The sequence below is a fragment of the Roseomonas sp. E05 genome, from assembly GCF_030063475.1.
In the GTDB taxonomy this organism is placed as follows: Bacteria; Pseudomonadota; Alphaproteobacteria; order Acetobacterales; family Acetobacteraceae; genus Pseudoroseomonas.
On record NZ_JASIRT010000004.1, the window covers coordinates 200,080 to 221,133 of the forward strand.

At 71.4% G+C, this 21,054-nt stretch carries 20 protein-coding genes and 1 pseudogene; 13 read left to right on the top strand and 8 right to left on the bottom strand.

Annotated features, from left to right (window positions below):
* Positions 1-24: 24 nt before the first annotated feature.
* Positions 25-87, bottom strand: a pseudogene (locus tag QMO56_RS26915) (hypothetical protein); the annotation flags it as partial.
* A 21-nt stretch (positions 88-108) separates the two neighbouring features.
* Here QMO56_RS26915 and QMO56_RS06730 point away from each other — a divergent pair.
* The gene (locus QMO56_RS06730; protein ID WP_349362346.1) at positions 109-363 is read left to right on the top strand and encodes a tripartite tricarboxylate transporter substrate-binding protein; all 255 of its coding nucleotides are present in this window, start codon (positions 109-111) and stop codon (positions 361-363) included.
* A 148-nt stretch (positions 364-511) separates the two neighbouring features.
* Here QMO56_RS06730 and QMO56_RS06735 read toward each other — a convergent pair whose 3' ends face one another.
* Positions 512-1,642, bottom strand: a complete 1,131-nt coding sequence (locus QMO56_RS06735) for a 2-aminoethylphosphonate--pyruvate transaminase (RefSeq protein ID WP_283524369.1) — start codon at positions 1,640-1,642, stop codon at positions 512-514.
* A gap of 490 nt (positions 1,643-2,132) precedes the next feature.
* On the opposite strand from QMO56_RS06735, the gene QMO56_RS06740 reads away from it, so the two are divergent.
* Positions 2,133-2,699 (top strand): DUF4919 domain-containing protein, encoded by a 567-nt coding sequence (locus QMO56_RS06740; protein WP_283524370.1) that lies wholly within the window; start codon positions 2,133-2,135, stop codon positions 2,697-2,699.
* A gap of 269 nt (positions 2,700-2,968) precedes the next feature.
* On the opposite strand, the gene QMO56_RS06745 is transcribed toward QMO56_RS06740, so the two are convergent.
* Positions 2,969-3,319 (bottom strand): hypothetical protein, encoded by a 351-nt coding sequence (locus QMO56_RS06745; protein ID WP_283524372.1) that lies wholly within the window; start codon positions 3,317-3,319, stop codon positions 2,969-2,971.
* A 40-nt stretch (positions 3,320-3,359) separates the two neighbouring features.
* On the opposite strand from QMO56_RS06745, the gene QMO56_RS06750 reads away from it, so the two are divergent.
* The 4 genes from QMO56_RS06750 (at position 3,360) to QMO56_RS06765 (ending at position 9,908) form a co-directional block, all read left to right on the top strand.
* Positions 3,360-4,313 carry a metalloregulator ArsR/SmtB family transcription factor gene (locus tag QMO56_RS06750; protein WP_283524374.1) on the top strand — a complete coding sequence of 318 codons (954 nt, stop codon included), beginning with the start codon at positions 3,360-3,362 and terminating at the stop codon, positions 4,311-4,313.
* 16 nt (positions 4,314-4,329) lie between these two features.
* A complete protein-coding gene (gene metH / locus QMO56_RS06755; protein WP_283524375.1) occupies positions 4,330-7,830 on the top strand; it encodes a methionine synthase in 3,501 nt (1,166 codons plus the stop codon).
* Positions 7,831-8,230: 400 nt separating this feature from the next.
* Positions 8,231-9,118 carry a cation diffusion facilitator family transporter gene (locus tag QMO56_RS06760; RefSeq protein ID WP_283524376.1) on the top strand — a complete coding sequence of 296 codons (888 nt, stop codon included), beginning with the start codon at positions 8,231-8,233 and terminating at the stop codon, positions 9,116-9,118.
* A 232-nt stretch (positions 9,119-9,350) separates the two neighbouring features.
* Positions 9,351-9,908, top strand: a complete 558-nt coding sequence (locus QMO56_RS06765) for a cob(I)yrinic acid a,c-diamide adenosyltransferase (protein ID WP_283524377.1) — start codon at positions 9,351-9,353, stop codon at positions 9,906-9,908.
* An 18-nt stretch (positions 9,909-9,926) separates the two neighbouring features.
* Here QMO56_RS06765 and QMO56_RS06770 read toward each other — a convergent pair whose 3' ends face one another.
* From QMO56_RS06770 to QMO56_RS06790, 5 genes are all read right to left on the bottom strand, one after another.
* Positions 9,927-10,244, bottom strand: a complete 318-nt coding sequence (locus QMO56_RS06770; protein WP_283524379.1) for a hypothetical protein — start codon at positions 10,242-10,244, stop codon at positions 9,927-9,929.
* A gap of 162 nt (positions 10,245-10,406) precedes the next feature.
* Positions 10,407-12,170, bottom strand: a complete 1,764-nt coding sequence (locus QMO56_RS06775; RefSeq protein ID WP_283524380.1) for a chloride channel protein — start codon at positions 12,168-12,170, stop codon at positions 10,407-10,409.
* A 4-nt stretch (positions 12,171-12,174) separates the two neighbouring features.
* Positions 12,175-12,882 carry an RluA family pseudouridine synthase gene (locus QMO56_RS06780; RefSeq protein WP_283524381.1) on the bottom strand — a complete coding sequence of 236 codons (708 nt, stop codon included), beginning with the start codon at positions 12,880-12,882 and terminating at the stop codon, positions 12,175-12,177.
* A 53-nt stretch (positions 12,883-12,935) separates the two neighbouring features.
* Positions 12,936-13,805, bottom strand: a complete 870-nt coding sequence (locus QMO56_RS06785; RefSeq protein ID WP_283524383.1) for a branched-chain amino acid aminotransferase — start codon at positions 13,803-13,805, stop codon at positions 12,936-12,938.
* Positions 13,806-14,113: 308 nt separating this feature from the next.
* Complete coding sequence (locus QMO56_RS06790; protein ID WP_283524384.1) at positions 14,114-15,121, bottom strand: D-cysteine desulfhydrase; 1,008 nt, start codon at positions 15,119-15,121, stop codon at positions 14,114-14,116.
* 201 nt (positions 15,122-15,322) lie between these two features.
* Between QMO56_RS06790 and QMO56_RS06795 the strand changes: the two genes are divergently transcribed.
* The 7 genes from QMO56_RS06795 to QMO56_RS06825 all read left to right on the top strand — a co-directional run bounded on the left by QMO56_RS06795 (position 15,323) and on the right by QMO56_RS06825 (position 21,031).
* Positions 15,323-16,063, top strand: a complete 741-nt coding sequence (locus tag QMO56_RS06795; RefSeq protein ID WP_283524386.1) for an RNA methyltransferase — start codon at positions 15,323-15,325, stop codon at positions 16,061-16,063.
* Between the two features lie 78 nt (positions 16,064-16,141).
* Positions 16,142-17,152: a tripartite tricarboxylate transporter substrate binding protein gene (locus QMO56_RS06800; RefSeq protein WP_283524388.1), complete on the top strand. Its 1,011-nt coding sequence runs from the start codon at positions 16,142-16,144 to the stop codon at positions 17,150-17,152.
* A gap of 119 nt (positions 17,153-17,271) precedes the next feature.
* A complete protein-coding gene (locus QMO56_RS06805; protein ID WP_283524389.1) occupies positions 17,272-18,147 on the top strand; it encodes a 2-keto-4-pentenoate hydratase in 876 nt (291 codons plus the stop codon).
* Between the two features lie 233 nt (positions 18,148-18,380).
* On the top strand, positions 18,381-19,157 hold the full coding sequence (gene hisF / locus QMO56_RS06810) for an imidazole glycerol phosphate synthase subunit HisF (RefSeq protein WP_283524391.1): 777 nt from the start codon (positions 18,381-18,383) through the stop codon (positions 19,155-19,157).
* Between the two features lie 4 nt (positions 19,158-19,161).
* Positions 19,162-19,719, top strand: a complete 558-nt coding sequence (locus QMO56_RS06815) for a phosphoribosyl-ATP diphosphatase (RefSeq protein WP_283524392.1) — start codon at positions 19,162-19,164, stop codon at positions 19,717-19,719.
* A gap of 29 nt (positions 19,720-19,748) precedes the next feature.
* Positions 19,749-20,129: a histidine triad nucleotide-binding protein gene (locus QMO56_RS06820; protein WP_283524393.1), complete on the top strand. Its 381-nt coding sequence runs from the start codon at positions 19,749-19,751 to the stop codon at positions 20,127-20,129.
* A 47-nt stretch (positions 20,130-20,176) separates the two neighbouring features.
* Positions 20,177-21,031 carry a SirB1 family protein gene (locus QMO56_RS06825; protein ID WP_283524395.1) on the top strand — a complete coding sequence of 285 codons (855 nt, stop codon included), beginning with the start codon at positions 20,177-20,179 and terminating at the stop codon, positions 21,029-21,031.
* The last annotated feature ends 23 nt before the right edge of the window (positions 21,032-21,054 follow it).

Here is a 21,054-nt window from a genome sequence, read left to right on the forward strand (position 1 = left end):
CCGCCGCGACACCGCCGGCAGCGAGAGATGCAGCGTCTCCGTCGCGCGCGTCAGGCTTTCCGCCTCGGCGAGGCGACGAAGGTGCAGAGCTGGTCGAGGTCGACCGGCATGGCGGCGCTGCCGGCCTACCGCAGCTCCGCCGGGTACGGCGTGCTGGCGCCGAAGGGCACGCCCGCGGAGATCCGCTCCCGGCTGGAACGCGCCATCGCCGACTGCCTGACCGACCACGCCGTCGTGAAGCGCCTGCACGAGGAAGGCGCCGAGCCCTCCCGCCTGGGCGGCACGCGCTTCGGCGGCTTCATGGCGGAGGAGCGCACGCGCTGGGCCAGGCTGGTGCGCGAGGCCGGCATTTCCGTCGAGTGAGGCACGGGAGGGGCGCTGCCCCTCCCGGTCCCTCCCCGCCAAAGGCCTGAGGCCTTTGGAAACCCATTCGCGGGTGCAGGGGACCGTGTCCCCTGCCCAGAGGGGTGGAGGGAGAGTTTGAGGGGGAAGCGCCCCCTCATGCCTGCCCTCAGGCCGCGTTGCGCTGCCGGACGCCCAGCTCCTCCAGCGCCCCGCGCATGGCGCCGAGCGCGAAGCGCATCTCGTCCGGCCCGACATGGCCGATGCAGCCGATCCGCATGGTCGGCGCCGCGGTGTTGTAGAAGTTGCTGATCAGCACGCCGCGCCGCTTCAGCGCATCCACGAAGCCCTGCAGCGTGAAGCCCGGATGCTCGGGCTGGTGGAACAGCACGATGACCGGCCCCTGGTTCTCCCAGTCGAGATAGGGCCGCAGCCCCAGCGCCTTGCCGCCCTCGTAGAGGATGCGGCAGTTCTCGCGGTAGCGCGCGAGCCGCGCCGGCTGCCCGCCCTCGGCGATGAAGATGTCAAGCGCCACCCCGAAGGCGTGCAGCGCCTGCACCGCCGGGGTGAAGCGGAAGCTTCCCCAGCCGGCGCGCTTCCCCGTGAAATAGACGTCGGCCAGGTCGAAGGACCAGGACCCTGCATTCCCCGCCGCGGCCTCCACCCGCTCGGCGGGGCAGATGGCGAAGCCGATGCCCGGCAGCCCCTCGATGCACTTGTTGGAGGTGAACACCACCGCGTCCACCTCCGGCTGCGCCTCCAGGCTGAAGGGCAGCGCGCCGAAGGCCGAGACGGCGTCCACGATCATCCGCCGCCCCGCCGCGCGCACCACGGCACCCAGCGCCGGCACGTCGTTGACCAGGCCGCTGCCCGTCTCGGAGTACACCACGCCGAAATGCGAGATGGAGGGGTCCGCCGCCAGCGCCGCCGCCACCGCCTCGGGCGCGACGCCACGGCTGTCCGGCGTCGGCAGCTCCACCACCGCCCGCCCGGCCTCGCGCGCCAGCCGCGCCATCCGCTCGGCATAGGTGCCGTTCATCGGGATCAGCAGCTTGCCACCCCCCGCCGCCGCCGCGGCGGGGATGAAGGTGCGGATGGCCGCCTCGGTGATGAAATGACCCGCGCCCTGCAAGGGCAGGCAGACATGCCGCCCGGCGACCCCACCCGCCACGTCCCGCAGCTTCTCGCGGATGGCGATGTATTCCGGGGCGAAATCATTGTCCCAGGGGGCGATGTCCACCGCCATCGCAGCCCGCACTTCGGGACGGGTCTGCACGGGACCGGGAATGAGCAACAACATGGAAGGACGTCCTGCGGAAAGCTTCGGGATGGCCATCCGGAAGCCGGCGGGCCCGACCCGCGCCTCTGCACAAACAGCCACCCCACAGGCTGCCCGGTCGGCACGCGAAAGGGAAGGGGGCTCATTCCCTGGGGAGGGCGCCGCCCTCCCCAGACCCCTCCCGCCGGGATGACAGTGTCGCCCCGGACCCCGCCATTCGTCTTTAGGCTTTGGAACTGCCGTGGCGAGGCGGCCGCAGGAGGGAGCGCCACGAGGATGTCTTCTTGCTTCCGCCTGCAGCCTTGCTTCTCCAACAAGGCGAATATTACTGTATATCATGACACCAAAGCGATGCGGCATCGGCCGCTCACGCCACCGCAGCGCCGCGCTTGCCCTTATCCTGACCTTGTTTGCTCCGGGTTGCGCCACCGCGCCTCAGGGCAATGCTGTTGGGATGGCTGCATCGGCTCCCGTCTCGGCCCAGGCCACCTCCGGGCCCGCATATGCGGACTTGCTGCTGGCGGCGAAGCGGAATCCGGCAGCGGCGGACTACACCGCGCTTCGGCTCGCCTATGCCCGCAGTCCCGAATACAACCCCTTCCTTGGTGTCCTCCGCCGCTCGAGTAGCTTGGCACCGTTGATGCAGGCGCGGGACGATCGCGCCGCCCTCACGAGGGCGAACGCGCTGCTCGACGAGTACTGGCTCGATGTCGCCGTCCACCTCTTCGCTGCTGACGCCGCCACAAGGCTTGGCGAGGCGGAGCAAGCGACAATGCACCGCACCGTCGGCGCGGGCCTGGTGAGGTCGATCAGGTCGTCCGGTGATGGTACCTCGCCTGCAACGGCCTACACCGTCATCGCGACAGGGGAGGAGTATCTGCTGGTCCTTCTGGCCAATCAGCACGTCAGGGCGCAGGCACTGATCGAGGTTAACGGCCATAAGTATGACCGCCTGACGACCACCGATGCTGCTGGAACGGTCCGCCAAGTCTACTTCAACGTGGACCTGCTGTTCGCCGCCTATCCCCGCCTCCTGAACCTTCCTCAGTCGCAGCCACAAGGGCGTGCAGGCACTTAAGGAATTTCTCCCAGGCGTCGTTCGTCACGCTCAGCACATGCATGTCGTTGCGGCTCCCAGGCTGGGCATCGATGAGCCGGATTCGAAAGTCCGCTCCAGGCCGTGAGTCGCCCTGCCTGATCAGGTTTCCCCATAAAGGCCCCACCCACCCGCAGTCGCAGGAGGCTATCGCCCCCCGGCGCACTTCGCGGAAAGGACCACTGATGGCGGGGTCTGGGGGGACACTGTCCCCCCAGCGGGGGTCCAGGGGGCGGCGCCCCCTGGAGAAGCTAACCCGCCCGGAAGCGCGCCCGGGTCACGCTGTCCCCTTCCAGCGAGGCGGTGAGCGCCTGCCGTCCCGCATCGCTCCGCGTGATGGCGATCACCTCGCCGAACCACGGCGCATCCCCGCGCGCCCGCGCCAGAAACAGCCGGTCCAGCGCGATGGCCACCGGGTTGCGCGGCTGGCAGCAGGCGCAGCCGATCGGATGCGCCCCAATCGGCGGCGCGGCGAAGCGCTCCACCCGCGCAGCACCGGCGGGAAGGGGCGCCCCATCCTCCGCCAGCACCACTGCGCCGGGCGGGCATTCGGCGGCGTCGAGGGAGCGGACGGGGGTTCGGGCGTCGAGGGACCAGCTCATCCACTAGACATAAAGAAGTCTTTATGTCATTGGCAAGCCCATGGAGCCCCTGCTGGCGCAACTGCGCGCCGCCGCCGAACCGACCCGCCTGCGCCTGCTGGCCCTCTGCGCCCGCGGCGCCTTCTGCGTGTCTGAGCTTTGCGCCATCCTCGGCCAGAGCCAGCCGCGCCTGTCGCGCCACCTGAAGCTGCTGGTGGAGGCGGGCCTTCTGGAGCGCCTGCCCGAGGGCGCCAACGTCTATTTCCAACTCCCCCCGACGGCCGACCTCGCCCGCCAGGTGCTCGCCCGCCTGCCGGAGGACGACCCCACCATCGCCGCCGACCGCCGCGCCGCCGCCCGCATCGCCGCCGAACGGGCACGCGCGGCTTCGGAAGCCTTCCGCCGCGACGGCGCCGACTGGGACGAGATGCGCGCCCTCGGCCTGCCCGCCGGCGCCATCGAGATGGCCCTTCTGGCGCTGCTGCCGGAGCGGCTCGGCCGGGTGGCCGATATCGGCACCGGCACCGGCCGCCTGCTGGAGGTGATGGCCCCCCGCGCCCAATCCGTGCTCGGCCTGGATGCCAGCCGCGAGATGCTGGCGCTGGCCCGCGCGCGCCTCGGCGAGCGCGGCATCGCCAATGCCTCCGTCCGCCTCGCCGACATGTACCGCCTGCCACTGCCCGATGCCGGCTTCGACGCCGTCACGTTGCAGATGGTGCTGCACTATGCCGAGGACCCCACCGCCGCCCTCGCCGAGGCCGCCCGCCTGCTGCGCCCGGATGGCCTCCTGGTGGTGATCGACCTCGCCCCGCACGCCCGGCAGGAGCTGCTGGCCCGCAACGCCCATCGCTGGCCCGGCTTCGACGACGCAGCGCTCGCGGGGTGGTTCGGCGCCGCCGGCTGCGCGCCGCTGCCCGCCGTCGAGATCGCCGGCCCGCTGCCGGTCCGCCTCTGGCCCGCCCGGCGCCTGGCCGTGCCGGTCGCGCTCCTGCCCGAAACCACGCTGAACTTCTGAAGGAAGGCCCTGCCCAATGGCCCGTCCCGCCCTGCTCGATGCCCTGCGTGACCGTGTCCTGCTCTGCGATGGCGGCATGGGCAGCCGCGTCCAGGCCCTGACCCTCGACGTCGAGAAGGACTACTGGGGCAAGGAGAACTGCACCGAGGTGCTGAACCTCGCCCGCCCCGACCTCGTGCGCGAGATCCATCGCGGCTACTACGAGGCCGGCGCGGACATGGTGCTGACCAACAGCTTCGGCGGCTCGCCGATCACGCTGGAGGAGTTCGAGCTCGGCAGCCGCGCCTTCGAGATCAACAGGCTCTCGGTCGAGCTGGCGCGCGAGGCGGCGGAGAGCTTCGCGGACGGGCGGCACCGCTGGGTGATCGGCGATATCGGCCCGGGCACCAAGCTGCCCTCCCTCGGCCATATCGACTACGACACGCTGGAAGCCGCCCTCACCGAGCAGTGCCGCGGCCTGATCGCCGGCGGCGCCGATGCGCTGCTCACCGAGACCAACCAGGACACGCTCTTCATCAAGGCCGCCGTGAACGCGGCCAAGGCCGCCCGGCGCGAGGCGGGGAAGGACATCCCGATCTTCGTGCAGGTGACGGTGGAGACCACCGGCACCCTGCTGGTCGGCGCCGACATCGCCGCCGCCGCGACGGTGGTGCGGGCGCTCGACGTGCCGCTGATGGGCCTGAACTGCGCCACCGGCCCGCAGGAGATGGCCGAGCATGTCCGCTATCTCGCGCAGAACTGGCCCGGCCTGATCTCCTGCCAGCCCAATGCCGGCCTGCCCGAGCTGGTGGACGGCCGCACGCACTACCCGCTCGCCCCGGAGGACATGGCGCTCTGGATGGAGCGCTTCGTCACCGAGGACGGCGTGAACCTGATCGGCGGCTGCTGCGGCACCTCGACGCCGCATATCCAGGCGCTGGACGCCATGCTGCGCCGCGTGGATGGCGGCCGCTTCCGCCCCGCGCCCGTGAAGCGCAGCGTCCACTGGGTGCCGGCGGTGGCCAGCCTCTACGGCGCCACCACGCTGCGGCAGGAGAACAGCTACTTCTCCATCGGCGAGCGCTGCAACGCCAACGGCTCCAAGGCCTGGCGCGAGCGGCAGGCGGCGCATGACTGGGATGGCTGCGTCGCCATGGGCCGCGAGCAGGTGGGCGAGGGCTCCAACTCGCTCGACATCTGCACCGCCTTCGTCGGCCGCGACGAGCTGGCCGAGATGAGCGAGGTGGTCCGCCGCTTCACCGGCTCCGTCAACGCGCCGCTGGTGATCGACTCGACCGAGACGCCGGTGATCGAGGCGGCCCTGAAGCTGCATGGCGGCAAGCCGATCATCAACTCGATCAACTTCGAGGACGGCGAGGGCCATGCGACCGACCGCCTGAAGCTCGCCAAGAAGTTCGGCGCCGCCGTCATCGCGCTGACCATCGACGAGGTCGGCATGGCGAAGACCGCGGAGGACAAGCTCCGCATCGCCGAGCGGCTGGTGGATTTCGCCTGCAACAGGCACGGCCTGCCGCAGAGCGACCTGCTGATCGACCCGCTGACCTTCACCATCGCGACCGGCAACGAGGACGACCGCAAGCTCGGTTTGTGGACCCTCGAAGGCATCCGCCTGATCCGGCAGAAATTCCCGGACATCCAGATCATCCTCGGCCTCTCCAACATCTCCTTCGGCCTCAACCCGGCCGCGCGCCACGTACTGAACAGCGTCTTCCTGGATCACGCGGTGAAGGCCGGCATGACCGGCGCCATCGTGCATGTCAGCAAGATCAAGCCGCTGCACGCCATCCCGCCGGAGGAGGCGAAGGTCGCCGAGGACCTGATCTTCGACCGCCGCAGCGAGGGCTACGACCCCCTCCAGAAGCTGCTGGAAATCTTCGCCGGCCGGAAGGCGGCGGATGCGGCGGCGAAGAAGAAGGCCGAGACGGTCGAGGGCCGCCTGAAGGACCGCATCGTCGACGGCGACCGCAAGGGCCTGGACGCCGAGTTGCAGGACGCGCTGGACAAGGGCATCCGCCCGCTCGACATCATCAACGGCATCCTGCTCGACGGCATGAAGGTGGTGGGCGAGCTGTTCGGCGCCGGCAAGATGCAGCTCCCCTTCGTGCTGCAATCCGCCGAGACGATGAAGGCCGCCGTCGCCTTCCTTGAGCCGCACATGGAGAAGGTGGAGGGCCAGGAGAAGGGCACCATCGTGCTCGCCACGGTGAAGGGCGACGTGCACGACATCGGCAAGAACCTGGTCGACATCATCCTCACCAACAACGGCTACAAGGTCGTCAATCTCGGCATCAAGGTGCCGCTCACCGACATGGTGGCCGCCGTGCGCGAGCACCGCGCCAATGCCATCGGCATGTCCGGCCTGCTGGTGAAGTCCACCGTGGTGATGAGGGAGAACCTCGAGGAGATGTCGCGCCTCGGCGTCGAGGTGCCGGTGCTGCTGGGCGGCGCCGCGCTGACGCGCAACTTCGTGGAGGATGACTGCGTCCGCGCCTATGCGAACGGGCGCGTCGCCTATGCGCGGGACGCCTTCGACGGCCTGCACCTGATGGACAAGGTGATGGGCAACGACTTCGACGGCTATCTCGCCACCCTGCAGCAGAAGCGCTCGGGCAAGTCGCGCAACACCGCCCGCACCCTCGGCACCGCCGACCCGCGCGGCTTCGCGCCGGTGGACGTCAACTATGCCCGGGAGCGCCGCCACCGCCTGACGCGGGACGAGCCGGTGCCGACCCCGCCCTTCTGGGGCGCGCGCATCATGGAGGCCGACCCGAAGGCCATCATCCCCTTCGTCAACGAGCGCTCGCTCTACCAGTTCCAGTGGGGCTTCCGGAAGCAGGGCCGCAGCCTGGAGGACTTCATCGGCTGGGCCAAGCAGGAGCTGCGCCCCGTGCTGAAGCGCATGCTGGCGCTGGCCGAGCAGGAGAGGATCCTCAAGCCGCAGGCCATCTACGGCTACTGGAAATGCGCCGGCCAGGGCAATGACGTGGTGCTCTTCGAGGAGGACGGCGTCACCGAGGCCGCCCGCTTCACCCTGCCGCGCCAGCCCCGGCAGGATGGCGAATGCATCGCCGACTTCCTGCGCGACATCGAGGACGGCCCTTCGAAGCGCGACGTCATCGGCCTGCAGGTGGTCACCGTCGGCCAGAAGGCCAGCGACGTGGCGCGCGAATGGTTCGAGGGCAACCGCTACCAGGATTATCTCTACCTGCACGGCCTCTCGGTCGAGATGGCCGAGGCGATGGCGGAATACGTCCACAAGCGCATCCGCGCCGAATGGGGCTTCGCCGCCGAGGACGCGCGGGACATGGAGAAGATGCTCGCCCAGGGCTACCGGGGCGGCCGCTACTCCTTCGGCTATCCCGCCTGCCCCCGGCTGGAGGACCAGGCGCCGCTGCTGAAGCTGTTGCAGGCCGAGCGCATCGGCGTCTCGATCAGCGACGAGTGGCAGCTCCATCCCGAGCAGTCCACCAGCGCCATCGTGCTGCACCACCCGCGCGCCAAGTACTTCTCGGTTTAGAGCAGATCCCGTTCCGGTGGCATCATCGGAACGGGTGAAGATGCTCGTCAAAGCGCTCCGGGAAAAAGTCCGGGGGGGGCCGAGGCACTGCCTCGGACAGTCCCCCGGCCCCCATCTTCTTTCTTCGAGTCCTCGTGCCGGCCATCCCTCGCCACCCTGCCGGCCGCAGCCGCCGGGGCGGCTTCGCCAGCGCGGCAAAACCGCCAAAAAAAGAAGCGGGGGTCCGGGGGAGAATTCATTCTCCCCCGGTTCCGCCCCTGGCCGGGTCCAGGGGCCGGCCTGCCCGAGGCTCCCCCTTCCATGCGGCTGCCGCGCGGCACCTGCGCGGCGTTTTCGGGTTTCCCACCCGGCCCCCCCCTGCCTTAGAACCCCCTCTACCGGACAGCGTGGAGTGAACTGGATGAGCCGAGCGACGTCGCTCGCGGCGGGCAGTGTGGGCGTGGCCCTGGCGGTGCTGGGCCTCAAGTCCCTGGCCTGGTGGCTCACCGGCAGCGTGGCGCTGATGGCCGATGCGCTGGAGTCCATCGTCAATGTCGCCGCCGCCGTCGCCGCGCTGCTGGCCATCCGCCTCTCGGCCGCGCCGCCGGATGCCAACCACCCCTATGGCCATGCCAAGGCGGAGTATTTCTCGGCGGTGCTGGAAGGGGCGCTGATCGTCGTCGCCGCGCTGCTGATCCTGAGCGAGTCCTGGCAGGCCTGGCGCGACCCGCAGGCGCCGGAGCTGCCGGCCACCGGCCTCGCCATCTCCGCGGTGGCCACGGCGGCGAACGGCGCCTGGTCCTGGCTGCTGTTCCGCGCCGGGCGGCGGCTGCGCTCGCCGGCCCTGCTGGCCGATGCACGCCACCTGCTGTCGGACGTCGTCACCTCGGCCGGCGTGGTGGTCGGTGTCGGCGCGGTGGCGCTGACCGGCATCCTCTGGCTCGACCCGCTGCTGGCGGCGCTGACGGCGCTGAACATCCTGGTCTCCGGCTGGCGGCTGATGCGCGAAAGCGTCGGCGGGCTGATGGACGAGGCGGTGGAGCCGCAACTGCTCGGCCGCATCCGCGCCCTGGTCTCGCAGGAGGCGGCCGGCGCGATCGAGGCGCATGACCTGCGCACGCGGCATTCCGGCAGCACCACCTTCGTCGAGTTCCACCTCGTCGTGCCCGGCGAGATGCGGGTGGCCGAGGCGCACGAGATCTGCGACCGGATCGAGGCGGCGCTGAAGGCCATGCTTGGCAGCACCGTCATCACCATCCATGTGGAGCCGGAGATGAAGGCGAAGCACCAGGGCGTCCTGGTGCTCTAGTGTCCTGCCCGCGAAGTGCGCGGGATTTCCCGCGCACTTCGCGGGCAGGACACTGAAAACAAAGGCGAATGCCCTGATCGGGTGGTCCGGAGGACTTCGCGATCAGGGCACCGGAGCAGATCCCGTTCCGATGGCATCATCGGCACGGGTGAAGATGCTCGTCAAAACAAACGGCTGGAGCGTTCCGTGCGCCAGAGCGAACGGAAAATGCTCCAGGGCAGGGGCTGCACCGATGGTCAGGCTGGACGTCATCACCACCCGCGGCGGCGACCGCGGCGAGACCTCGCTCGGCGACGGCACCCGCCTGCGCAAGGACGCGCTGCGCGTCGAGGCGATCGGCGCGGTGGACGAGGTCAATGCCACGCTCGGCCTGCTCCGCCTGCACGCGGAAGGCGAGGCGGATGCCATGCTGGCGCGCATCCAGAACGACCTCTTCGACCTCGGCGCCGATCTCTGCATGCCGGGCGATGAGACGGAAGGCCGGCTGCGCGTGACCGACGCCCAGTGCGCCCGGCTGGAGGGCGAGATCGCCGCGATGAATGCCGGCCTGCCGCCGCTGCGCTCCTTCGTCCTGCCCGGCGGCACGCCGGCGGCGGCGCATGCGCATCTCGCCCGCACCGCCGCGCGGCGCGCCGAGCGCGTGGTGGTGGCGCTCTCGGCGGCGGAGGCGGTCAACCCGGCCGCGCTGCGCTATCTCAACCGCCTGTCGGACCACCTCTTCGTGCTGTCGCGCGTGCTCAATGCCGGCGGGGACGTGCTCTGGGTCCCGGGAGGAAAGCCGGAAGCGTGAGCGCCCTGCGCGCGGCGCTCAGCGCGGCCGGCGGGGCGCCGTGCCGGCCGTGGCGCGCCGGCGTGCCCTGCGCGCATCCACCTGCAGCCCCTGCGCGCGGAACCGGCGCAGCATGGCCAGCTCCTCCGGCGTGAGCGAAACCTGCCCGAGCAGCCCGCAGAGCCGGTCCTCCGCCTCCTCCTGGCACGGGCCGGGCGGGTAGCGCGAGACGATGACGGCCATGAGGCAGAGCGTCGTGAATTGCGCGGCCGGCGGCTCCGCCGCGAAGCCCCGCTCGGCGACGCCCATCGCGTAGTCCAGTTCGGCCTCCGATCCGCCGAGCTCCGAATAGCGCATGGCCCTGATCCCGCTGTCCCTGCTGCCCGGTGCATCCCCGGCGCGGAAGCTCACGATAGCGAGAGGGTTGTTGCCATGATGTGAACGGAGCCACAGGCGCCGGCAGGCAGGAACAAGAGGGGGCCTGAGGGAATTCCTTCCCCCCGCCCTGTCCCTCCCTCCTCAGGCCGGCATGATGCCCAGCTCGTCCTGCCGCCGCTTGTCCAGCTCCTCGCTGTAGCGCCGCAGCAGGTAGGAGGCGGTGACCAGTCCGAGCACGCGGGAGGTGTCCTGCTTGTCCACCACGGCGAGCGCCTCGGCGTCGGTGGCGTCGAAGATGGCCATGGCCTGCTTGGCGTTCTGCGCCGGCAGCAGCACCTTGTCCGGCAGGTGGACCAGCGTCGCCACCGTGTCGTTTTCCGAGACCTCGGGCGCGTGCGCCTCCGTCACCAGGATCAGCCCGGCGTAGCGGTCCGCCTGGTCGAGCGCGATGACATGGGTGGTGGAGCCGAGCGGGAAGTCGCGCCGGAAGGAGGAGATGCGCATGTCGGTCTTCACCGTCCGCACCTCGCGCCGCATCAGCTTGCCCACCGTCAGGTCGCGCAGCCAGCCGATGTCATGCGCGCTGCGGATCGCCTCGCCGCGCAGGTGGAAGCGCCAGGTGGCGAAGGAGTAGCCGAACAGGCGTCGCACGGTGGTCGAGGAGACGATGACGGCGGCCACCGTCACCCCCGCCACGGCGAAGTCGCCGGTGGTCTCCAGCGCGATGAAGGTCATGGCGAAGGGCGCGCCGATGATGGCGGCGCCGAAGGCGCTCATGCCGACCACCGCGGTCAGCAGCGGGTCCACCACGAAGCCGGCCCAGCTCGCCGGCAGCGCCAGCAGCTTGCCGAGCAGCGCCCCCAGCAGCAGCGAGGCGAAGAACAGCCCGCCGCGGAAGCCGCTGCCGATCGAGATGGCGGCGGCCAGCGCCTTCAGCAGCAGCAGCACCAGCACCGGCATCGCCGGGCCCTCGACCATGAAGGTCAGGTGCAGCGCGCCATGCCCGGCGGAGAGCACGGCGGGCGTCACCAGCGCCAGCGCCCCCACCATCAGCCCGCCCGTCGCCGGCCGCAGGAAGCTCCAGGGAATGACGCGGCGGATCACCACCTCGGCCAGGGTGACGCCGCGCATCAGCGCGATGGCGGCCAGGCCGCAGAGCAGGCCGACGATCAGGGCGGTGACGCCGTCGTCCCAGTCGGGCGGGGCGATGCCGCCGGAGAAGACCGGCGTGGCGCCGCCCAGCGCACGGGCGACCACCGTTCCCGCCACCGCCGCCGCCACCACCGGCCCCAGATGGGCGATGGCATAGGTGCCGATCACCAGCTCGAAGGCATAGAAGGCGCCGGTCAGCGGGGCCTGGAAGGAGGCGGCGATGGCGCCGGCGGCGCCGCAGCCCACCAGCACGCGCAGATCGCCGCGCCGCAGCCCGAAGGCGCGGCCGAGGCGCGAGGCGAGCCCGCCGCCCGCCTGGGTATAGGCCGCCTCCAGCCCGACCGAGGCGCCGAAGCCGTTGGAGAGCAGGTTCTGCGCCCCCACCACCACCCCGTCCATCACCGACATGCGCCCGCCATGCAGCGCATTGGCCTCGATCGGGTCCACCGGCTGGCGCGGCCACCAGCGCGCCAGGGCCATGCCCAGCAGGGCCAGCAGCAGGCCGCCGATCGCCGGGGAGAGCAGCAGGCTCAGCGGGCTGGCGTCGCGGAGCGCGCTGAGGCCATGCTCGCTCTCCGCGCCGAACAGAAGGAAGTGCAGCCCCTTGGCCGCCAGCCCCAGCAGGGAGGCCACCAGCCCGCTGGCGATGCCCGCCACGATGCCAAGGCCGATGATGCCTGGTTCGGTCTGCCGCACGGCCTGGCGCAGGCTGACGGGAAAACGCCGGCGCAGCCAGCGGTGGATCGGGGTCATCGCCTCACTCTTCTTTCCAGCCGCAGGCGCGGAAGGCCGGCCGCAGGGCCTCCGGCACCGGGGCCGTGGCCTCAATCGGCGAAGCCAGCGGCAGAACGATGGCGCGGGCCAGCAGATGCAGCCCGGCCGGGCATGCTTTTCCGTAAAGCGGGTCGCCGAGGATCGGCCAGCCCTGGCTGGCGCAATGGACGCGGAGCTGATGGGTGCGGCCGGTCTCCGGGCGCAGCTCCAGCCAGGCCAGCCCTTCGCCGCGGCCCTTCACGCGCCAGCGGGTGAGGGCGGGCTGGCCCTCGGGATGCGGCTCCATCCGCCAGCCGGCGGCGGCGCTGCTCACCTTGCGCAGCGGCAGGTCGATGCGGCCGGACTGCGCCGCCGGGCCGCCCGCCACCACCGCCCAGTAGGTCTTGCGGGCACGGCCGGCGGCGAACAGGGCGCCGAGTTCCGCCAGCGCGGGCTTGGTGCGGCCGAGCACCAGGCAACCCGAGGTATCGGTGTCCAGGCGATGCGCCGGCTGCGGCAGGCGCCGCTTGCCGAAGGCCAGCGCCGGCAGGAAATCCTCCAGGCTGCGGCCACCGCGCGGGCCGGCATGCACCGGCAGGCCCGCGGGCTTGTCGATGATCAGGACCGTGTCGGTCTGCTGGAGAACCCTGAGAGGGGCGCCGCCCCTCTCAGACTCTCCCCGCCAAGAACCTGAGGTTCTTGGATCTCCCATCAGAGGGATCCTGGAAAGGGATGGCGGGGGTCCGGGGGCGGCGCCCCCGGGGGTCAGGCCGCCTTGGGCAGCATCCGGCTGGTGCGCTCCGCCCAGTCGAAATAGAGCTGGCGCGCCTTCTGCGCGACCGGCCCGATCGGCAGCGCGCGGCCCTCGAAGTTGATGCAGTACTGCACCTTGCCGAAATTGCCGGTCGCGAAGATCTCGTCCGCCTCGCGCAGCATCTGCGGCGTCACGATGCACTCGCGCGCCTCGATGCCGGCCTCGCGCAGCAGCGTCAGCACGCGCGAGCGGGTGATGCCGGCGAGATAGGTGCCGTTGACGGCCGGCGTCATCACCACGCCGTCCTTCACCAGCATCATGTTGGAGGTGGCGAATTCCGCCACATTGCCCTCGAAGTCGCAGAGCACGGCGTTGTCGAAGCCGCGGGCGCGGGCGGCGGCGGCGGCGCGGGAGGAGTTCGGGTAGAGGCAGGAGGCCTTGGCGTCGGTCGGCGCCATGTCGGCCGCCGGGCGGCGGAAGGGCACCAGGCAGGCCGAGAAGCCCTTCGAGGCGTCCGGCAGCGGCGCGTCATAGATGGAGAGGATGAACTCGGTGCTCGCCGGGTCGGGAAAGGCGGCGCCGATGCCGCGGCGGATGAAGAACATCGGCCGGATGTAGAGTTCCGCATCGGCCGGCATCTTCGCCACGCCCTCGCGGCAGAGTTCCTCGATGCGGCCGGCTGCCAGCGTCGGCTTCATCATCATCGCCTCGGCGCTGCGGATCACCCGCGCGCAGTGCTGGTCAAGATCGGGCACCAGGCCGCGGATGGCGCGCGCGCCGTCGAACACCATCGAGCCCAGCCAGAAGGCATGGTCCATCGGGCCGAGCACCTTCGGCTCCTCGGTCATCCACTTGCCGTCGTGCCAAAAGACGCCCGCCATGGAGAACTCCTTCCCTGCTGCAACGGAGGGCGCGGAGAGTGGCACGCCTCGCCGCCGAGTTGAAGGGCGGCGACAGGCGGAAAAACGCAGGAAGATCGGGGGAGGGAACTCCCCCGAACCCCCTCCTTTTTCTGTCAGTTTTCGGCTCCGCCCGGAGGCGGAGGCGTTCCTGAACGCCGCTGCGCTGGCGGTCGCCGGGGCTGCTCCAGCCCCGGCGCGAGCGCATGCAGCCTGCGCGGCGAACTGATAAAAAAGAAAGAAGAGGGGGTCTGGGGGAGAATTCATTCTCCCCCGGCCTTGCCTGGCCCTCAGTCCTGCGACACCCCGAAGGCGTCGGGGTAGCCGAACAGCCCGACGGCGCCGCCGGTGTGCAGGAACACCACGTTCTCGTCCTTGCCGAAGCGCCCCTTGCCGATCAGGTCGATCAGCCCGGCCATGCCCTTCCCGGAATAGACGGGGTCGAGCAGGATGCCTTCCTTCTCCGCCAGCAGCTTCACCGCCTCGACCATGCCCTCGGTCGGGATGCCGTAGCCCTGCCCGACATAGTCGCAGTTGGCCACCACGTGCTCGGCCTTGACGATGCCGGGCAGGCCAAGGTGCTCGGCGGTGCGCTGGGCCAGCGCCAGCACGTTCGCCTCCTGCTTCTCGCGCGGCGCGCGCACGCCGATGCCGAGCACGGGGATTCCGCTGTTCAGCGCCACCAGCCCCGCCACCAGCCCGGCCTGGGTGCCGGCGCTGCCGGTGGCGTGCACCACGTGGTCGATGCGCAGCCCCATCTCGGCGGCCTGGTTCACCAGCTCCAGCGCCGCGTTGACATAGCCCAGCGCGCCCACCGGGTTGGAGCCGCCGCCGGGAATGACGTAGGGCCGCTTGCCCTTGGCGCGCAGCTCGGCGGCCAGCGCTTCCATCTCCGCCTGCATGTCGGCGCCGCCGGGGCGGCGGGAGATGCTGGCGCCGTGCAGCTTGTCGAGCAGCACGTTGCCGGACTGGGCATAGGCCGGGCTGTGGTCGCCGGTGCGGTCCTCCAGCAGGATGTGGCAGGCGAGGCCGAGCTTCGCCGCCGCCGCGGCGGTCTGCCGCGCATGGTTGGACTGGGTGGCGCCCTGGGTGATGACGGTGTCGGCCTGCTGCGCCAGCGCCTCGGCCATCAGGAATTCCAGCTTGCGGGTCTTGTTGCCGCCGGTGGAAAGTCCGGTGGCGTCGTCCCGCTTGATCCAGAGGCGCGGCCCGCCGAGATGGCGCGTGAGGTTCTCCATCGGCTCCAGCGGCGTCGGCAGGTGGCCGAGCCGGATGCGCGGGAAACGGGCGAGGTTCATGGGGCGGATTCCTCCAGGTCTTGTGGCCGCGCCGCAGCCTAGGCCCGCCGGGGACGGGTGCCAAATCGACCGGGGCGCCGGCTGCGCGACCGCCTCCCCGGCATTGCCTCGCCTTCCTCCGCCGCCTGGAAAGCAAAAAGAAGATGGGGGTTCGGGGGAATTCCTTCCCCCGACCTTCCCCTGGCGCTACTGCCCTGCCGCATGAGACCGCCCCGTCCGCCGCAGCCCGAGCCCGACCGCCTCTGTGGCCCCGCCGCCGTGGCGGCCGCCTTCGCGCACCGGCCGGAGGCCGTGCTGCGGCTGTTCTATGTCGCCGCCCGCCGCGCCGAGGCCGGCCCCTTCTGCGCCCGGCTCGCCCGCGCCCGGAAGCCCTACCGGGAAGTCCCGCCCGAGGAGCTGGCGCGCGTCGCCGGCACCACGCATCATGGCGGCATCGTCGCCGTGGCCGCGCCGCGCCCGGTGCCGCTCCTGCCCGCCCCGGAGGCACTGCCGCCCGGCCTGCTGCCGGTGCTGGACGGCATCGGCAACCCGCACAATCTCGGCGCCATCGCCCGCTCGGCCGCCTTCTTCGGCTGCCGCGCCATGCTGCTCTCGGGCGATCCGCGCCAGGCCGGCCTGTCGGACGCCGCCTGGCGCACCAGCGAGGGCGGGCTGGAGGCGCTGGCCCTCTACCGCGCGCCCGACCTGCCGGAGGCGCTGCGGCGCCTCTCCGCCCGCTACCTGACGGTGGCGGCGGTGGCGCGGGAGGGCGTGCCGCCCGCCGCCCTGCCGCGGGACCGCCCGGTGGCGCTGGTGCTCGGCAATGAGGAGCAGGGCCTGCCGGCAGCCACCGTCGCCGCCTGCGCCGCGCGGGTGACGCTGCCCGGCTCCGGCGCGGTGGAGAGCCTGAACGTCTCGGTGGCGGCGGCCGTGCTGATGCACAGCCTGGGCGCTGGCCTGTAACGAATCCGCGCAGGGCTTGCCCCCCTGTCCCGGAACGATCAGAACCCGCCCCGGACCCAACCGGAGGCTCCCAAGACCATGACGCTCCGCCGCCGCACGCTGCTCGGTGCCGCCGCCACCTTCCCGGCCGCCTCGGCCCTCTTCGCCCCGCATGTCGCGCGGGCGCAGGAGACCTTTCCCTCCCGCAACCTGCGCATCGTCGTGCCCTATGCGCCGGGCGGCTCGGTGGACATGACCGCGCGCCTGATGGCGCAGATGCTGGAGCCGGTGCTCGGCCACAGCGTCGTCGTGGACAACCGCAGTGGCGCCGGCGGCAATATCGGCGCGGCCGAGGCGGCCCGCTCCGACAAGGACGGGTACACCATGCTGCTCGGCTCCGCCTCGATCCTGGCGGCGAACAAGTTCCTCTACGCCAAGTCGATGCCGATCGACCCGCTCGCCGACCTGGCGCCGGTGACGCGCGTGACCACCGGCACGGTGTTCATGACGGTCAACGCCCAGAGCCCGTACAAGTCCTTCCAGGAGGTCATCGCGGCGGCGAAGAAGGACCCGGGCGGGATCACCATGGGCTCCTCCGGCACCGGCACCATCAGCCACCTGACGATCAGCAAGGTCTGCAAGGTGACGGGCACCGACATCACCCATGTCCCCTATCGCGGCGGCGCCCCGGCCCTGCAGGACCTGCTGGCCGGCAACATCGACATGATGTTCGACGTCATCCCGCTCTCCATGGCGCATGTGCGCGAGGGCCGGTTGCGCGTGCTGGCCGCCGCCAGCGCCGAGCGCGTGACCTATGCGCCGGAGCTGAAGGACGTGCCGGCGATGAAGGAGCTGCTGCCCGGCTCCGGCATCGACATGCAGTCCTGGTACGGCATCAACGTCCCCGCCGGCACGCCGGAGGACCGCATCGCGGCGCTGCACAAGGCGATCGTGGGCGTCGTGGACACGCCGGAGTTCCGCGCGAAGATGGAGCCGAACGGCTTCACCACCGTGGTGGACGCCACCCCCGCCGCCTACGGCGCCTATATCCGCGCGCAGGAGGCGGTGTGGAAGCAGCTGGTCGCCGAGTCCGGCGCCAGCCTGGACTGACGGGGACCTGACCCTCGGGGGGCGGAGCGGGGAGACCCTCTCCGCCCCGCTGCGGCGCATTGTGACGGTGCCGCCTCTGCCGCTAGCATCCTCCGCCAAGCACCGGAGGAATGCCGCCCATGCGCCGAGCCCTGATCGCCGCCGCCCTGCTGGTTCCCCTGGCCGGTGGAGCCGAGGCCGCTCCCGCCGCCCTGACCTGCCCGGATGACGCCGCCATGCAGGCGCTCGCCGCCTCCCTGCTGGCCAAGGCCCCGGTCGAGGCCTTCGGCCGCAGCCTCAGCCTGGAGGATGCGCTCTGCGCCCAGCGCAAGCTGGTGCCGGCGATGGAGAAGCAGCTCGGCCCCACGGTCGGCTGGAAGGTCGGGCTGACCAACGAGGCCGCCCAGAAGCGCTTCGGCGTCGCCCATCCGCTGGCCGGCCCGATCTACCAGGCGACGGTGCGGGCGCATTCCGGCGATACCCTCCCCGCGGACTTCGCCGCCGTGCCGGTGGCCGAGGCCGACCTGATCGTCCGCGTGAAGGACGAGGGCATCAACCAGGCCGGGGACGACCACGTCGCCATCCTGAAGCACCTCGACCAGGTCATCCCCTTCATCGAGCTGCCCGACCTCGCGCTCTCCGATCTCAAGCAGATGGACGGGCCGAACCTGCTGGCCATCGGCGTCGGCGCCCGGCTCGGCGTGGTGGGCGAGCCGATCGCGCCCGAGGCGACGGAGGACTTCGCGAAGCGCCTCGGCAGCATGACCGTGCGCTTCGCCACCGACCAGAAGGAGCTGGCGACGGCCCCCGGCACCGCCCTGCTCGGCCACCCGCTGAACGTCATCCCCTGGCTGGTGAAGGAGCTCAAGGCGCGCGGCACGGCGCTGAAGGCGGGCGACCTGATCTCGCTCGGCGGCTTCTCGCCCGCGCTGCCGGCGGAGGCCGGGCGGACCTACACCGTCACCTATACCGGCCTGCTGGAGAAGCCGGCCTCGGTGAGCGTGACGCTGAGGTAAAAGGCCGGGGGGAAGGAATTCCCCCCGGAACCCCCCATCTTTTTTCTTCGGGTTGCCCGCGCGGGCGGCCAGCGCGCGCCAGGACTGACAAAAAGAAGAAGGGGGTTCGGGGGAATTCATTCCCCCGACCTTGTTCCCGCATGCAACCCCTGCGGCAACAGGGCTTGACCCCGGCCGCAACCCGGCGCATCGCCCCCGTTTAACCTGTGAGTCAAAGGTCTGGAGGCGCCGCCATGCTGGCCTTGCGTGTCATTCCGTGCCTGGACGTGAAGGAAGGCCGCGTCGTCAAGGGCGTCAACTTCGTCGCGCTGCGCGATGCCGGCGATCCGGTCGAGCAGGCCCGCGCCTATGATGCCGAGGGCGCGGACGAGATCACCTTCCTCGACATCGGCGCCACCCACGAGAACCGCGACACCATGTACGACGTGGTCTCGCGCACCGCGGCCGAGGTCTTCATCCCGCTGACCGTCGGCGGCGGCGTGCGCAGCGTCGAGGACGTGCGCAGGCTGCTGCTGGCCGGCGCCGACAAGGCCAGCATCAACAGCGCCGCCGTCGCCGACCCCGACCTCGTGCGCCGCGCCGCCGAGGCCTTCGGCAGCCAGGCCATCGTGGTGGCCATCGACGCCCGCACGGTGGCCCCGGGCCGCTGGGAGATCTTCACCCATGGCGGCCGCCGCGCCACCGGCATCGACGCGCTGGACTGGGCGGGGCGGATGGCCTCCCTCGGCGCCGGCGAGCTGCTGGTGACCTCGATGGACCGCGACGGCACCAAGTCCGGCTTCGACCTGGATCTCCTGCGCGCGCTGCGGCGGCGGGTGCGGCTGCCGCTGGTGGCCTCCGGCGGCGTCGGCACGGCGCAGCATTTCGTCGAGGGGGCCCTGGCCGGCGCGACCGGCCTGCTGGCCGCCAGCGTGTTCCACTACGGGGAGATGCGGATCGGCGAGGCGAAGGCCGCGCTGGCCGCCGCCGGCCTGCCGGTGCGCCCCACCCCATTCCGGGAGGCAGCCTGAGACCATGGGCAAGGACGCGAAGAAGAAGCCCCTCAAGGCCAAGCAGCCCGCCGCGAAGAAGGTGGTGAAGAAGGTGACCAAGCCGAAGGCGCCGGCGGCCGCCCTGCCGGCGCCGCCGGACCTGCCCGTCGCCGCCAAGCCGCGCAAGCGGGTGCTGAAGGCCGAGGCGCGCCACCTGGCGCCGCTGGATGTGCCCGCCCCCGGCGACATCGAGGTGCTGCGCCGGCTGTGGGAGACGGTGGAGGCGCGCCGCCTCGCCGGCGATGCCGCCAGCTCGCACTCCGCCCGGCTGATGGCGCGCGGCACCGCCAAGGTGGCGCAGAAGCTCGGCGAGGAGGCGGTGGAATGCGTCATCGAGGCGACGCTCGGCAACCGCCAGCCCACCATCATGGAGAGTGCCGACCTGCTCTATCACCTGATCGTCGTCTGGGTGGACGCGGGCATCCGGCCGGAGGAAGTATGGGCCGAGCTGGTGCGGCGCGAGGGCATCTCCGGCATCGCCGAGAAGGCGGCGCGGCCGAAGGCCATCCTGCGCGCCGCCGAGACCACGAAACTGCCCTGAGGCAAACTGCCCTGCGAGGAGGAACTGCCATGCCCGTCTCCGGCCTGCCGCCCTATGACGGCGGCAATGTCTTCGCCCGCATCCTGCGCGGCGAGATCCCCGCCAAGAAAATCTATGAGGACGAGCACGCCCTCGCCTTCCACGACATCGCCCCCAAGGCGCCGGTGCATGTGCTGGTGATCCCCAAGGGCGCCTATGTCTCGGTCGCCGACTTCTCCGCCAATGCCGGCGCCGAGGCGGTGGCGGGCTTCTGGCGCGCCGTCGGGCAGGTCGCCCGGCAGCTCGGGCTGGAGGGGCCGGGCTATCGCGTGCTGACCAATATGGGGCCGGATGGCGGGCAGGAGGTGCCGCATTTCCACGTGCACATCTTCGGCGGCCGTGCGCTCGGCCCCATGCTGTCGGAGCCTTGAGGCGCGCGGCCCTTGATCGGGCCGCGCCGCATCGCCATCCAGAAGGCATGACCGAAACCACCTCCGAGGCCGAGGCCCGTGCCGCGCTGGAGGCCGCCGGCCAGTTGCCGGAGGCCGAGCTGGACCTCGCTTCCGTCGCCCTGCAGTTCGCGCGCATCGACGCGCCGGAAGCCAATTGGGGCGCGGCCGCGCAGCACCTCTCGGAGCTGGCCCGCGCCGCCGTCACCGCCGCCGCGAAGGACCGCGAGGCCGATGCGGGCAATGGCCTGCGCCGCGCCGCGGTGCTGCGCACGGTGGTGCAGGACCGCTTCGGCTATGCCGGCGACAGCGAGACCTACGAGGCGCCCGAGAACGCCAACCTGATCCACGTCATCGAGCGGCGGCGCGGCCTGCCCGTGGCGCTTGGCATCCTCTGGCTGCACGCGGCGGAGGCCGCCGGCTGGAGCGCCTGGGGGCTGGACTTCCCGGGCCACTTCCTGCTCGGCATCGAAGGCAGCCGCGGCGCCGCGGTGATCGATCCGTTCCAGCCCGCCCGGCCGCTGGATGCGCCGGAGCTGCGCGCCATCCTCAAGCGGGTGCAGGGCGCGCAGGCGGAGCTGCGCCCGGAGTTCCTGGCCCCGGTGAGCAAGCGCGCCGTGCTGCTGCGCCTGCAGAACAACATCAAGCTCCGCCGGCTGGGAACGGGCAACCTGCAGGGCGCCCTGGCCTGCACGCAGGACATGCTGCGACTGGCGCCCGACGTGGCGGCGCTCTGGCGCGAGGCAGCGCTGATGAACCAGCGGCTCGACCGCATCGGCGCCGCGCTGGCCTGCCTGGAGCGTTTCCTGGCGCTGGTGCCGGAAGGCGAGGCGGCGCAGCGCGCCCGCGCCATGGCGGCGGAACTGCGCCAGCGCCTGCACTGAGACCGGGCGCGGCGGAGCGGCGC